Genomic DNA, 13,238 nt, shown 5'->3' on the forward strand with positions numbered 1-13,238 from the left:
CGCCCGGCCCGCGACGCGGGCCGGGCGGCGTCGTGTCCGCCTACCGGTGGTTCAGCAGCACCGGCAGCGACGCCACGTCGTTCGCCATGAACGAGCGCAGCGGCTGGATCTCATCCGGCGCCACGGCCAGCGCGAGCTGCGGGAAGCGGGCGAACAGCGCCGGCACCGCCACGGCCGCCTCCAGGCGCGCCAGGCGGGCGCCGGGGCAGAAGTGCGGACCCGCCCCGAACGCGAGGTGCTCCTTGTTCTCCCGGTCGATGTCGAACACGTCCGGGTTCTCGTGGACGGCCGGGTCGCGGCCGTGCGCCAGGTAGCTGATGAGGATGGCGTCGCCCGCCCGGATGACGACCCCCTCGCCGAGGTCGATGTCCTCCTTGGCCCAGCGCATCGGCAGTGCCGCCACCGGGCAGTGCGCCCGCAGCGCCTCCTCGATCGCGTCCGGCCAGCGGGCCGGGTCGGCCAGCAGGGTCGCCAGCTGGTCCGGGTTGGCGAGCAGCTCGCGGACCGTGTGGTCGATCAGCGTCACGGTCGTCTGGCTGCCGCCGCCGATGAGCAGCAGCAGCATGTCGACCAGCTCCTGCTCGCTGAGCGGCTCCTCGCCCTCCACCCGGGCCGCCATCAGGAAGCTCGTCAGGTCGTCGGACGGTTCGCGGCGCTTGAGGTCGATCAGCGTACGCATGGCGACGTTCATGTCGACGTAGACCGCGGCCGACTCCTCCTCCGGCACGTTGTCGGTGTTCAGCACCACGCGCAGGATGCGCAGCACCTCGGGCCGCAGGTCGTCCGGCACCCCGAACAGGTCGCAGATCACCCTGGTCGGCAACTGCTGGGAGTAGATGGTGTGCAGGTCGACCGGCTCGTCCGCCGGGTGCGTCGCCAGGTCGTCGAGCAGCCGCCGGGCGACGAGCTCCACGTGCGGGCGCATGGCGTCGATCCGCTTCGGGGTCAGCGCCGGCGCCACGAGCTGCCGCAGGCGCTGGTGCTCGCGACCTTCCGCCGTGGACATGGACTCGACGTCCACCCACGGCGACAGCCACTTGATCTCGCCGGGGGTGTAGCTGGGCACGTTCTTCTTGACGTTGCGGGAGACCCCGGGGTGGGTCAGCAGGCGCCGGACCACGTCGCCGCGGGTGATCGACCAGGCCAACATGCCTTCCGGCAGCTCGACGGCCACCGCGGGGCCGGCCGCGCGGAACTCGTCGATCTGCGCGTACAGGCACTTGCCGCCGCGACTGTCGATCTGGGTGGTGGGGGCAGCGCTGAAGTCGACCATAGTGCGCCTCCTACGATGGTGAGGGAACGCAGAGAAAGGTAACTGTCGATCGGGAACTGCCGGGTAACCGCTTTCTCGCAGCCGTCACGAATTCGCCTGGACAAAGGCGCAGATCATTGCGTCGTGCCGGCTGACCAACCTATCGTCCTACCACGACACGTGTCAGGGAGCGGCGATCCCGCCCTACTCACCGAATTCCGCGGCAACCCCATTTGTTAACGCGTGTGCGGAGGCAGAAACATGGACAGGATTCGCCGGGTCGGCGTCGTCGGGTGCGGGGTCATGGGCGCCGGGATCGCCGAGACGTGCGCGAGGGCCGGCTTGGACGTGCTCGTCGCGGTGTCGCGGCCGGCCTCCCTCGTACCGGGCCGGGCGCGGCTGACCGCGTCGCTGGACCGCGCGGTGGGCCGGGGCAAGCTCAGCGAGGCGGATCGGGACGTGACGCTGGGTCGGGTGTCCTTCACCGCCGACCTGACGGACTTCGCCGACCGGCAGCTGGTGGTCGAGGCCGCCTCGGAGCAGGAGTCGATCAAGCTCGACGTGTTCGCCACCCTCGACAAGGTCGTCGAGGACGAGGACGCGATCCTCGGCTCGAACACGTCCTCACTGCCCATCGTGAAGCTCGGCGGCGTCACCGCCCGGCCCGAGCAGGTGGTGGGCATCCACTTCTTCAACCCCGCGCCGGTGCTCCCCCTCGTGGAGGTCGTCGGCTCGGTGCGTACGGACCCGCGGACCGTCGAGACCGTCGACGCGTTCGTCACCGAGGTGCTCGGCAAGCAGGTCGTCCGCGCCAAGGACCGTGCGGGCTTCGTGGTGAACGCGCTGCTGATCCCGTACCTGCTCTCCGCCGTGCGGATGGTGGAGTCCGGGATGGCGTCGGTGGCCGACATCGACAAGGCGATGACGCTCGGCTGCGCGCACCCGATGGGCCCGCTGCGCCTCGTCGACCTGATCGGGCTCGACATCGTGGCCGCGATCAGCGAGTCGCTGTACCGGGAGTTCCGGGAGCCGCACTACTCGCCGCCGCCGCTGCTCGCCCGCATGGTGGCCGGCGGCATGCTCGGCAAGAAGTGCGGCCGGGGATTCTACGAGTACGGGCGATGAGCGCGTACGCCGCGGAGGTGGGCTGAACCATGGACCTCGTCGACCGTCTGCACCGCGTCATCGCCGACGCGAAGTACCTGTCCCTGTCCACCGTCTCCCCCGACCGCCGGCCGTGGACAGCGGTGCTCCAGTACGCGTGGCTGCCCGACCCGCTGCGCTTCCTGTTCGGCTCCGCGACCCAGTCCCGGCACAGCAGGCACGTGGCGGCCCGCCCGACGGTGAGCGGGGCCCTCTTCGTCACCGGCGACGGCGGGCTCACCGAGGTCGACGGCGCCCAGTTCACCGGCACCTGCCGGGAGCTGACCGCCGACGAGGTACGCGCACACCACGCGACGTTCTACGACGCCCTGCTGCCGGACGAGGCGAGCAGGGCGGAGTACACCCTGCCCGTGTCGGCGCTGCTGCCGCCGGCGGAGCACCGCATCTACCAGATCTCGGTGGACCGCGTGTGGCTCGTCGACACCAGCACCTGGATCGAGGACCGGATCGACCGCCGGATCGAGGTGGACCTGCCCTGAGCGGGGCGGGTCCACCCCGGTCCCGGGGTCACTCGGCCATCGTCGCCCAGAACACCGCCTCGTAGGCGTGCACCATCCGCGCTGCGCGCAGGGCCTCCACCGGGTCGTCGCCCGCCGCGAGGCCGGTCGACACCACCCCGGCCGCCTGCTCCAGCACCTCGTCCGGCGTCTCGGCGAAGTAGCGGAAGTGCGCGACCGCCTCGTCGGAGAACCCGTAGCGCGTTTGGAGGGCGTCGGCCATCCGGGCGTAGAAGCCGCCCGACTCCTCGACGTTGACCAGCAGGGCCAGCGGGATCGCCGACCGCGGCCCGAACACGGCGGTCCGGACGATGAAGGAGGGGTACGCCTGGGCCAGCGGTCGCGGCTCGTGCGCCCGCAGCTCCTTCTCCCCCAGGCCCACGGCGGCGGCGAAGGCCGGCAGCAGGCCCAGCGCCTCCTCCTCGGCGCCGGCCATGGCCAGGAACAGCGGCTCGGGGAAGCGGGCCGCCAGGAACGCGAAGCTGCTCCGGTCGCTGGACACCAGGTGGTACAGCTCGCCGGCCAGGGCGCGCAGCCGGTCGGCCGACACCTCACCGCGCTCCAGCAGCTCCAGGAACCGGTTGGGCGCCAGCTCCAGCGACCGCCGGCCCTGTGCCACCAGCTCTGCCACGTGCTCGTCCACTAGTCACCTCCGAATCGTGCGGTGCAGGTTCGGGCCGCTCGCCGGTCCCGGTACGGGCTCGGCGATCCACGGCCCCTCGATGGACGCGTCGAGCACGCCCTCTTCCAACCAGGTGAAGCTGCCGCCCAGCACCCGCCGGGCGACCGCGACGTCGTCGCCGTCGGTGTTGGCCCACAGCCCCCGGCAGAGTTCGGCCACCCGCTGCCGGGACTGGCGGCAGAACGCCTCGGCCAACTCGACAGCGGTGCCGCCGAGCGCCCTGGCGTACACGCAGGCGGCGGTCATCGCGTACAGCTCGGCGGCGACGTCCACGACGCGGCCGAGGAACAGCTGCCGCTCGGCGACCGCCTCGCCCCACCGCTCCCGGCCCCGGTCGAGGTGCCGGGCCAGCTCGGCGCACGTCGCGGCGGCGGACGACAGGTGCCCGGCCAGCACGCCGTAGTCGGGCGGTGGCACGGACGGCGTACCCGGCCCGTCGGCCGGAGGCGCCTCGTCGGCGAGGGCGTCGGTCCCGACGAAGACGCGCAGCGCCTCGCTGGAGCCGTCGAAGATCCGACCGATGCGCAGGTCCCGGAACAGCTGCTCGACGGGGACGCCGCGCTCGCCACGCGCGGCGGCCGACTCGGCGGTCTCGTACCCGCGACCGCCCCGGATCTGCATCAGCTCGTCGACGATCCGCCACGCCTGCTCCGACGCGAACAGCTTCGCGAGCTCGGCCTCGGTGTGCGTGTCCAGCACGCCGGCGTCGGCGTGCCGGCCGGACACCTCGACCATGGCCTCCAGCGCGAAGGCGGTCGCCGCGATGTAGGCGATCTTGCCCGCCACCGCCTCGTGCTCGCCGATCGGCCGGTCCCACTGCACGCGTACGCCGGACCACTCGCGGGCGATCCGCAGGCTCCACTTGGCGGCGGCGGCGCAGACGGCGGGCATCGACAGCCGGCCGGTGTCCTGCGCGGCGAGCGCCACCTGGAGCCCCTGCCCCTCCGGCCCGATCCGGCGGCTCGCGGGCACCACGACCCGGTGCAGCCGGACGACCCCGTTCTCCAGGCCGCGCAGCCCCAGGAAGGAGCTGCGGTGCTCCACCGTGACCCCCGGCGCGTCGGCCTCCACCACGAACGCGGACATGCCTCCCGGGCCGCTCTCCGAGGACGGGACCAGGGCCATCACCACGATCAGATGGGCGATGGTGCCGTTGGTCGTCCACAGTTTCACCCCGTCGAGGCGGTAACCGCCGTCGCCGGTGGGGGTGGCGGTGGTCCGCATCCGGAAGGGGTCGTTGCCGATGTCGGGCTCGGTGAGGGCGAAGGCGGAGATCTCGCGTACGCACCTCGGCAGCAGCTCGCGCTTCTGCGCGTCGGTGCCGAACAGCCGCAGCGGCTGGATGAGGCCGATCGCCTGGTGCGCGCCGAGCAGCTCACCGAGCGAGGAGTGCGCCGTGCTGACGATCATCAGCGCCCGGTGGTAGCAGACCCCCGACAGGCCGAGCCCGCCGTACTCCCTGGGGAGCTTGATGGCGAACGCGCCGAGGTCGCGCAGGCCGTCGACCACCTCGTCGGGGATCCGGTCCTCGCGCTCGATGAGCCGGCCGTCCACCTTGTCGGTGCAGAACGCGCGCAGCCGCGCGAGGAACGCCTCGGCGTCGGCGTCGGGCCCGGCGTCGGGCAGCGGGTCGAGCAGGTCGACCCGCAGCCTGCCGCGCAGGAGTTCGCTGCCGAAACTCGGTCTGGTCATCGTTGCCTCCCCGTTGCGCGGGTGGGTCTGGATCGGGACACGGGCCGGGCCACGTTCGACTCGCGTGAGCGGGTGCGCCCGTGGCCCGGTCCTCGACGTGGGTCAGCTCGCCGGCACGGCCTTGATCAGCGAGAGCGGGCCCGCGGCGCCGTGGCCGCAGGACTCGACGGTGAAGCCGGTCTCGGCGAGCAGGGACCGGAACTCGCTCTCGGTCCGCTCCCGGCCGCCGGCGGTCACCAGCATGTTGATGTCCGTGTAGAACATCACCGGGTTGTCGGTGTTCGCGGTGTCCGGCAGCACGGATCCGACGATCAGCAGCGTGGCGTCGGCGGGGATGTGGGCACGCACCGTGGCCAGCAGCTTCCGGGCGTTCTCGTCGTCCCAGTCCTGGAAGACGCTCTTGATGATGTACAGGTCGCCGCCCTCGGGGACCGACGAGAAGAAGTCGCCGGCCACGATCTCGCACCGGTCGGCGACACCGGCGGTGGCGAGCACGCCGGCGGCCTCGGCCACGCCCGCGGCGCTGTCGAAGCACACCCCCCGCAGGTGGGCGTGGGTGCCGAGGATCGCGGCGAGCAGCGTCCCGTCGCCGCCGCCGACATCGACGACGGTACGCACGCCGGAGTAGTCGTACCCGTCGGCGACGAGCTGGGCGGACGCCCTCGACTCCTGTCCCATCGCCACGTTGAACAGCGCGGACAGCTCGGGGTTCTCGGCGAGGTGCACGTACGCGTTCTTGCCGTGCACGTGGTCGAAGGCGCACTCGCCGGTCTCGATGGTGTGCCGCACCTGCTGCCAGGACGCGAACAGCGTGGGGTTGGTGAAGAACCGGGTGAACGCCCACAGCGAGTTCGGCGAGTCGGTGCGCAGCTGCTCGCCCACCTCGGTCAGGCGGAACTCGCCCGGCGTCGGCTCGACCAGCACGCCGATGGCCACGAGGGTCCGCAGCAGCCGGTGCAGCGACGGCGCGTGGGTGCCCGTCGCCTCGGCGAGCTGCGCGCTCGTGACCCGGCCGTCGTGGATGTGGTCGGCGAGCTTCAGCTCGGCGGCGAGCGCGAGCGACTGCGAGGCCATGTAGCCGCCGATGATCTCGATCAGGGCGGCGCGGTTGCGGATCCTGGAGGCCAGGGTGGCCGGAACGGTGCTGGTCATGAGGCATGCCTTTCCGCGAGGGGGTGTCGAACCCACACGTTGGGCTCGACGTAGACGGCGTGGTCGTGGTCGACGTTCACCGCGACCGGGGTCAGGGCACCCGGCACGACGACCGGTCCGCTGGTGTCGAAGGGCAACCCGGTCCAGTCGCGCCACTGCGCGAGGCTGCCGGAGATCGTCATGGAGGCCGGGCAGACCTGGAGCACCTGCCCGCCCGCCCGGACGTGCACGCGCAGCCACGGGTCGGCCGGCAGCCCGTCGTCGCGGGTCCGAGCCGCGTACCCCGGCATCGGCTCGTGCGGCTCGGCGTGCTTGCCGCTGGGCCGGACCGGCCCGACGACGTCGCGGTAGCCGTGCCGGCGGGCGTTGTCCTTGACCGCGTCCAGGACACGCCCCGACATGTTCCGGGCCTGCATGCCCGGCACCACGGCGATCTCCAGTGCGCACAGCGCGGTGAGCTCGCGGCCGGCGGAGGTGTCGAGCATGCTCATCCCCAGCACCGCGTCCCAGCCGGTGTCGGGCAGGCTCGCCGGGTCACCGTCCCAGGCGAACGGCACGCCGGCCGCGCGGGCCACCACCGTGTCGTCGGATTCGACGACGACGAGCTGGTGCTCCGGGTACCGGTCGAAGGCCCAGCCGATCACCATCGGCTCGGGCGGGATGTACTCGGGCCACGAGGCCTCCATGTGTAGCATCGCGTCCCGCAGGTCCGGTCGCTCGGCGAGCGTCAACACGCGCACGGGGTCACCTCCCTCGGTCAGGCGGCCAGGCTGCGCGCGGGCAGCGGGTCCGCGGGCATGGCGCATTGGTCGTCGGCGTGCCTGCGCAGCAGCGCCAGGTATTCGGTACGGGGCACCGCGACCGCGCCGATGAGCTTCGCGTGGTCGCCGTCGTGCTGGACGTCGACCGCCACGCCGCCGCTCTCCGCGACGCGCCGCACCAGGCACGCGACCGCGACCTTCGCGGCGCCGCTGCGCAGCGCGAACTGGGAGTCGGCGCTGAACACGCCACCGACCCGTACGCCGAACGTGCCGCCGATCAGCTCGTCGCCCTCCCACACCTCGACGCTGTGGGCGTGCCCCGCCGCGTGCAGCTCGCGCAGCGCCGACACGAGCCGGTCGGTCAGCCACCGGGGCTCGCGGCCCACGCGGCAGTGCTGGACCACCCGGTCGAAGCAGACGTCGAGCGTCGTCGTCCACTCGACCTTGTTGCGCAACTGCCGCCGCAGGCTGCGCTGGATGCGGGCCTGGTCGACGCGGATCACCGGGCGCGGATCTGGCGAGCACCAGGCGACGGCGTACGGGTCCGCGCTCCCGGCGAGCACCGCGATCCGGCCGGCGGCGACGTCCGCCTCGTAGGTGAACTCGCTGACGATCTTCCGCTCCTCGGTGTCGGCCGGGAACGGGAACAGCCCGTGCCGGTAGGCGCCGAGGAGCGTCGTCGCGGACAGGTCGTCGCCGAACGCGACCGGGCCCTCGGTGGGGGCGTGGGTGAGGTCGAGCGTCTCCCAGCCCATCACGCGGCCCGCAGGAACCCGGTGCGGGTCAGGTAGCCGATGTAGCGGTCGAGCATCTCCGCGTCCACCGTCGGGATCTCGATGCCGCTGCCGCGTAACGCGTGCTCCACGTTGGTGCGGGAGAAGACGGGGAACGTCGTCTCCAGGTACATCTCCGCGACGCTCATCTGGCCCGTCGCGCAGCGGTCGATGAACAGCGGCGCGAACGGGGTCATCGGATGGTCGGGCTGTTCGACCGCGACCCGCACCATCTCGTCGAGCCACTCGGCCCAGGTCACCTCGCGGATGTCGTGCCCGTGCGCCCGCAGGCGCTCGACCAGCACCGAGATGTTGACCTTCCCGGGATTGGTGAGGTGGTAGACCTCGCCGGCGGGCCGGGACGCCCGGGCGATGTGCGCGACCGCGGCGGCGAACACGTCGACGGGCGTGTAGTCCAGCGGCAGCTCCGCGACGGGGGCGGTGCCGGTGTCCACCACGAACTTCTTCATCGCGCACATCTCCGTGGCGATGTTCCACGCGCCGTTGACCCGGTCGCCGGAGATGTCGGCGGCCCGGTAGATCGCCACCGGCAGCCCCTGCTCCGCCGCCCGGTGCAGCAGCGCCTCGGCCACCCACTTGCTCTCCACGTAGCCGACGGAGAGGTGGTCGGCGTACGCCAGCGGGGTGTCCTCGTCGACGTGCCGGACGCCGGCGGTGCCGAAGCCCGCGACGACGGCCATCGTCGACGTGTAGTGGACGGGGACGTTGCGGTGCCGCGCGGCCATCCGGATGATCTCGCGGGTGCCTTCGACGTTCGCCGGCCGCATGTGCGAGTACGGGTAGATGAAGTTGACGGCCCCGCCGGGGTGGTGGATGACGTCGACCGTGCGCGCCAGCTCGTCGAAGGCCGCCTCGGACAGGCCGAGCCCGGGTGCCGCGAGATCCCCGGGGACGGCGACGATCCGGCCCGCCGCCTGGTGACCGGCGAGGTCCTCGCCGAAGTAGTGCCGCGCGTTGGCCTGGATGCGGGCCAGGCCCTGCTCCGGCCCGTCGGCGCGCACGAGGCAGTGCACCACGGCGTCCGTGCTCGTCAGCAGTTCCCGCAGCAGGTAGATGCCCAGGAAGCCGGTGGCGCCGGTGAGGAACACGTGGCGGGGGTCCTGCCAGCGCGGCTCGTCGGACACGTCGCGCCGGACCTGCACGTCCAGCTCCGTCTCGGCGGCGAAGTCGACACGCTTGCGAGTGTCGTCGCCGGCGAGCGTGCCCTCCCGGGCCTCGCGCACCGCCCGCGCCAGGCCGCGCGGCGTCGCGTCCTCCAGCAGCAGCCGGATCAGCGGACGTACCTGGGTGATGAGCACGCCGAAGGAGCCGCGGATCTTCGCGAGCAGCTCGGCGGCGAGGATCGAGTTGCCGCCCTGCGCGAAGAAGTTGTCGTCCGGCAGCACCCGGGGCACGCCGAGCACCTGCCCCCACAGCCGGGTCACGCCGCGCTCCACCAGGTCCACGGGCGTGTCGTCCGCCGCCTCGGCGGCGACCGTCGCGGTGCTCGGCGCGGGCAGCGCGGCCAGGTCGACCTTGCCGTTGGTCTTCAGCGGCAGCTCGTCGAGGGCGACGAACGCCGTCGGCACCATGTAGTCGGGCAGGTGGCGGCCGACGAACTCGCGCAGCTCCGCGACGTCCAGGGGCCGTGGGCCGGTGTGGTACGCGACCAGGCGCCGCTGGCCGTCGTGCTCGTACGTGGTGACGGCGACCGTGTCGACGCCGTCGTGCGCCGCCAGCGCCGCCTCGATCTCGCCGGGCTCCACCCGGAAACCACGGATCTTGACCTGCCGGTCGATGCGCCCGATCACCTCGAGGTTGCCCTCGGCGGTCCAGGCGCCCAGGTCACCGGTCCGGTACATCCGCGCGCCGGGCTCGGACGCGAACGGGTCCGCGCGGAAGCGGCCGGCGTCGTCCTCGGTCAGGTAGCCGCGCGCCACGCCTCGACCGCCGATGTGGATCTCACCGCGCTCGCCGGGGCCGACCGGCCGGCCGTGCTCGTCGAGGACGTACACGACGGTGCCGGGCAGCGGCCGGCCGACGGGAGCCGCGCCGCGGGCGGGCAGCACGTCGGCGGTCAGGTCCATCAGGCAGGAGGTGATCGTGGTCTCGGTGAGCCCGTAGGCGTTTACCAGCCGTACCCCGGGCATCAGGTCCAGCGCCGCGCGGCAGTCCTCCGCGTTGACCGCCTCGCCGCCCACGATCACCAGCCGGACCGGCAGGTCACCGGCCCGCGCGCCGGCCTCGGCGAGGAAGCGGCGCCAGTACGCGGGGGTCAGGTCCATCACGGTGACCCCGTGGTGGCGCAGCCGCTCCGGCAGCTCGCTGGGCGCCCAGCTCAGCTCGGGCAGCACCAGCGTCGCCCCGCCCAGCAGCGCGACCGTGATCTGCTCGATGGAGGTGTCGAAGGAGAGCGCGCCGAACTGCAGCACCCGGTCGTCGGGGGCGACGCCGTAGCGGCCCACCAGCTCCCCGCACAGGTGGCTCAGCGAGTCGTGGTTGACCACGACGCCCTTCGGCGTACCCGTGGATCCCGACGTGTAGATGATGTAGGCGGCGTCCCCGCCGCCCTCCGCCACGGCCGGGGCGGTCGCGGCGCCGTCCGTGACGCTCGCGGTGAGCGCCCTGACCGGCAGGTCGGCGAAGCGCGCCAGGTCGCGCCCGTGGGTGATGACGGTGGTGCAGTCGGTCTCCTTCACGAACGCCTCGACCCGGCTGTCCGGCAGCCCCGGATCCACGGGCAGGTAGGCCGCGCCCGCCTTCCAGATGGCGAGCAGACCGACGATGGCGTCGATGGAGCGTTCCAGGTGGACCATGACCACGGAGTCCGCGCCGACGCCCTCGTCGACGAGGTGGCGGGCCAGGCCGTTCGCCCGGCGCTCCAGGTCCGCGTAGCTGACGTGCGCGTCGCCCTGCACGACCGCGGTCCGGTCGGGCTGCGACGCCGCGCGGACGGCGATGAGTTCGTGGACACGCGGTTGCGTACGGATGTTCATGTTTTCCCTCGGGTGTGAGCACGGTCGTACCCGTGGATTTACCTGCCGCTGACCCAACGAAATTCGATACGGGCGACACTACTGCCTGAGGGCGGTTCCCCCGACTACCAGAATGAGCATGGAACCAGAATTGACACTACTCATCAGGGTAGTCATTTGGGCGCGGTCCAACCATCGTCGAATTCAACGTGAAGGACGCCGGAAATCGCTATGTGGCAGTGGTGCCCGGAAGGTCCGGACCGCCCGCTACGCCGCGGAGGAGACCGGCACGTGGCGGACGAGTTCCGCCCGCGAGGAGATGCCCAACCGGCGGAACAGGCCGCGCAGGTGGTAGTTGACCGTGTGCGGCGACAGCCGTACCCGGGTCGCGATCTGCCGGTTGGTCATGCCCTCGGCGACGAGCCGTGCGATGGCCCGCTCGACGCCGCTGAACGACTCCCACGCGCCGCCGGCGTCCGGGCGGTGCTCGCGGGCGGCGGGCGTGGAGCGCAGCCCGATCCTGCGCCGCAGGTCGGCGGGGGCCACGGGCTCCGCCGACGGGTCGGCGGCGCGGGACGCACCGGTCACGGCCCGGCGCCGGCGCAGGCGGTCGCGGTCGGCGCGGAGCGCCTGCCGCACGGCGGGCGGCAGGGCGTCGAGCACCGCCCACCACACCAGTTCGTGCCGGAAGGCGAGGTCGTCGCCCACCCAGTCGAGCAGACCGGCGTCGAGCAGCGCGTCCAGGTCCGGCAGCAGCTGGGCGGTGTTCCGCCGGGTCATCGCCGTCAGCTCCGCGAGCTGGCAGGACCGACCGAGCACGGCGGCCACCCGCAGCAGCTGCCACGCTCCGGTCGGCGCGCCGCGCAACGTGGCACGGACCAGCTCCTGGACCCGCTTCGGCGTCCGCGCCCGGCCGGGCCCGTCGGTGACGCCCTCGACGCGGATCCCCTCGCGCAGCGCGGCCAGCAGCAGCGGGTCCCCCGCCGCGGCGGCGACGAGCAGGCGCATGGCAGGATCCGCCACGACACCGGGCGGATCGGCGACGAGCCGACCCACGGTGTCCCCGGACAGCGGGCGGCCCGCTGCGGCGAGCGCCCCGACCATCTGCGACAACTGCTCGTCCTCGTATGCCACGACGCAATCGTGCACGTGAATGTCTGCCGGTCTCAACATTGCCTTACCACCAGGTACGCCGAGCAATTACCCGCACGTGGGGGAAGCGACACCGCAGCGACTTGCCGGCGGGTGACCGGGGATTGCTTCGATCAATGTAATGACGTCGCGAGAGAGGCGGGCAGTTGTGGAACCCGTTGTGGTCCAGGATTTCGTACCGGCGATCGACCTGTCGGGCCGCACCACCGCCGAGGGGCGCGCGGCCATCGCGGCAGCCATCGGCAAGGCGTGCGAGGGTTCGGGGTTCTTCACCGTCGTGGGGCACGGCGTGCCCCGGGAGCTGGTGAACCGGATGTACACCACCACGAAGACCTTCTTCACCCGACCGGAGGAGGAGAAGGACCGGAGCGCGAACCGCGGCTCCGGGGTGTCGGGCCTGCGCCGCCCGGGCGGCCCGTACGAGGCGTTCGCCGCGCACGTGACGGGCGACCTGAGCGACGAGGAGCGCGCCCGGCTGGGCACGCACCCGGCCACCTGGAAGGCGGCGAACATCTGGCCGGACGACGACTTCAAGGCGGTCTGGTACGAGTACATCGCCGCCATGACCGAGCTGTCGGCGGACATCATGCGGCTGTTCGCGCTCGCCCTCGGGCTGCCGGAGGACTTCTTCGACAGCAAGTTCGACGAGCACGTGTCCCTGATCATCGCCAACTACTACTACCCGACGCCCGACGACGGCGTGCTGCGGCGGGAGATGCACACCGACTGGGGCAGCCTGACGGTGCTCTACGTGGAGGACGAGCTGGGCGGGCTCCAGGTGCGCCGCGGCGACGACGACTGGCTGGACGTGCCCGCCATCCCCGGCAGCTTCGTGGTGAACATCGGCGACCTGATGGCGTTCTGGACCGGCGGCCGGTGGGCGTCGACCGTGCACCGGGTGGTCAACCCGGAGGGGACGGACGCGCCGTCGCGCGTCTCCATCCCCTTCTTCTACCTGCCCAACCACGACACCACCATCGAGCCCATGCGCCCGCTGGCCCAGGAGAGCGCCGAGGCCGGGCTCGACCGGGTGACCGTCGGCGAGTGGTTCTCGCACAAGATGCAGTCGACGTACCAGGCTTCCGCGTAGCCGACCCCGCGGCGCCGAGCGCGAGCTTGCCCGTCTCATCGAGGAGAA

At 72.3% G+C, this 13,238-nt stretch carries 11 protein-coding genes; 3 read left to right on the forward strand and 8 right to left on the reverse strand.

Going from position 1 to position 13,238, the window contains the following annotated elements; all coding sequences use genetic code 11:
- Positions 1–40: 40 nt before the first annotated feature.
- Positions 41–1,273 carry a cytochrome P450 gene (locus tag AB0B83_RS28655; RefSeq protein WP_357580774.1) on the reverse strand — a complete coding sequence of 411 codons (1,233 nt, stop codon included), beginning with the start codon at positions 1,271–1,273 and terminating at the stop codon, positions 41–43.
- 240 nt (positions 1,274–1,513) lie between these two features.
- On the opposite strand from AB0B83_RS28655, the gene AB0B83_RS28660 reads away from it, so the two are divergent.
- Positions 1,514–2,377, forward strand: a complete 864-nt coding sequence (locus tag AB0B83_RS28660; protein WP_357580775.1) for a 3-hydroxybutyryl-CoA dehydrogenase — start codon at positions 1,514–1,516, stop codon at positions 2,375–2,377.
- Positions 2,378–2,406: 29 nt separating this feature from the next.
- On the forward strand, positions 2,407–2,895 hold the full coding sequence (locus AB0B83_RS28665; protein WP_357580776.1) for a pyridoxamine 5'-phosphate oxidase family protein: 489 nt from the start codon (positions 2,407–2,409) through the stop codon (positions 2,893–2,895).
- Between the two features lie 28 nt (positions 2,896–2,923).
- Here the strand turns inward: AB0B83_RS28665 and AB0B83_RS28670 are convergent, their stop codons facing one another.
- The 7 genes from AB0B83_RS28670 to AB0B83_RS28700 all read right to left on the reverse strand — a co-directional run bounded on the left by AB0B83_RS28670 (position 2,924) and on the right by AB0B83_RS28700 (position 12,082).
- A complete protein-coding gene (locus AB0B83_RS28670) occupies positions 2,924–3,556 on the reverse strand; it encodes a hypothetical protein (RefSeq protein ID WP_357580777.1) in 633 nt (210 codons plus the stop codon).
- Between the two features lie 3 nt (positions 3,557–3,559).
- A complete protein-coding gene (locus AB0B83_RS28675) occupies positions 3,560–5,287 on the reverse strand; it encodes an acyl-CoA dehydrogenase family protein (protein WP_357580778.1) in 1,728 nt (575 codons plus the stop codon).
- 102 nt (positions 5,288–5,389) lie between these two features.
- Positions 5,390–6,439, reverse strand: coding sequence for a methyltransferase (locus tag AB0B83_RS28680; protein WP_357580779.1), 1,050 nt, complete (start codon positions 6,437–6,439; stop codon positions 5,390–5,392).
- Positions 6,436–7,179, reverse strand: coding sequence for an N-acetyltransferase (locus AB0B83_RS28685; protein ID WP_357580780.1), 744 nt, complete (start codon positions 7,177–7,179; stop codon positions 6,436–6,438). Before AB0B83_RS28685 ends, AB0B83_RS28680 begins: the two co-directional genes overlap by 4 nt.
- A gap of 17 nt (positions 7,180–7,196) precedes the next feature.
- Positions 7,197–7,955 carry a hypothetical protein gene (locus AB0B83_RS28690; RefSeq protein WP_357580781.1) on the reverse strand — a complete coding sequence of 253 codons (759 nt, stop codon included), beginning with the start codon at positions 7,953–7,955 and terminating at the stop codon, positions 7,197–7,199.
- A complete protein-coding gene (locus AB0B83_RS28695) occupies positions 7,955–10,969 on the reverse strand; it encodes an amino acid adenylation domain-containing protein (protein WP_357580782.1) in 3,015 nt (1,004 codons plus the stop codon). Before AB0B83_RS28695 ends, AB0B83_RS28690 begins: the two co-directional genes overlap by 1 nt.
- Positions 10,970–11,215: 246 nt before the next feature.
- Positions 11,216–12,082 (reverse strand): helix-turn-helix transcriptional regulator, encoded by an 867-nt coding sequence (locus AB0B83_RS28700; RefSeq protein WP_357580783.1) that lies wholly within the window; start codon positions 12,080–12,082, stop codon positions 11,216–11,218.
- 178 nt (positions 12,083–12,260) lie between these two features.
- Between AB0B83_RS28700 and AB0B83_RS28705 the strand changes: the two genes are divergently transcribed.
- Entirely contained in the window at positions 12,261–13,190 is a 930-nt protein-coding gene (locus AB0B83_RS28705) for a 2OG-Fe(II) oxygenase family protein (RefSeq protein WP_357580784.1), read from the forward strand.
- Positions 13,191–13,238: the final 48 nt, after the last annotated feature.

This window comes from Micromonospora sp. NPDC049060, assembly GCF_040649055.1.
Taxonomy (GTDB): domain Bacteria; phylum Actinomycetota; class Actinomycetes; order Mycobacteriales; family Micromonosporaceae; genus Micromonospora; species Micromonospora reichwaldensis.

What these genes read in the sequence shown, in the direction of transcription:
- AB0B83_RS28690 (WP_357580781.1), bottom strand. Translation starts at nt 7,955, where the DNA reads ATGGGCTGGGAGACGCTCGACCTCACCCACGCCCCCACCGAGGGCCCG.
- AB0B83_RS28680 (WP_357580779.1), bottom strand. Translation starts at nt 6,439, where the DNA reads ATGACCAGCACCGTTCCGGCCACCCTGGCCTCCAGGATCCGCAACCGC.
- AB0B83_RS28655 (WP_357580774.1), bottom strand. Translation starts at nt 1,273, where the DNA reads ATGGTCGACTTCAGCGCTGCCCCCACCACCCAGATCGACAGTCGCGGC.
- AB0B83_RS28675 (WP_357580778.1), bottom strand. Translation starts at nt 5,287, where the DNA reads ATGACCAGACCGAGTTTCGGCAGCGAACTCCTGCGCGGCAGGCTGCGG.
- AB0B83_RS28695 (WP_357580782.1), bottom strand. Translation starts at nt 10,969, where the DNA reads ATGAACATCCGTACGCAACCGCGTGTCCACGAACTCATCGCCGTCCGC.
- AB0B83_RS28660 (WP_357580775.1), top strand. Translation starts at nt 1,514, where the DNA reads ATGGACAGGATTCGCCGGGTCGGCGTCGTCGGGTGCGGGGTCATGGGC.
- AB0B83_RS28665 (WP_357580776.1), top strand. Translation starts at nt 2,407, where the DNA reads ATGGACCTCGTCGACCGTCTGCACCGCGTCATCGCCGACGCGAAGTAC.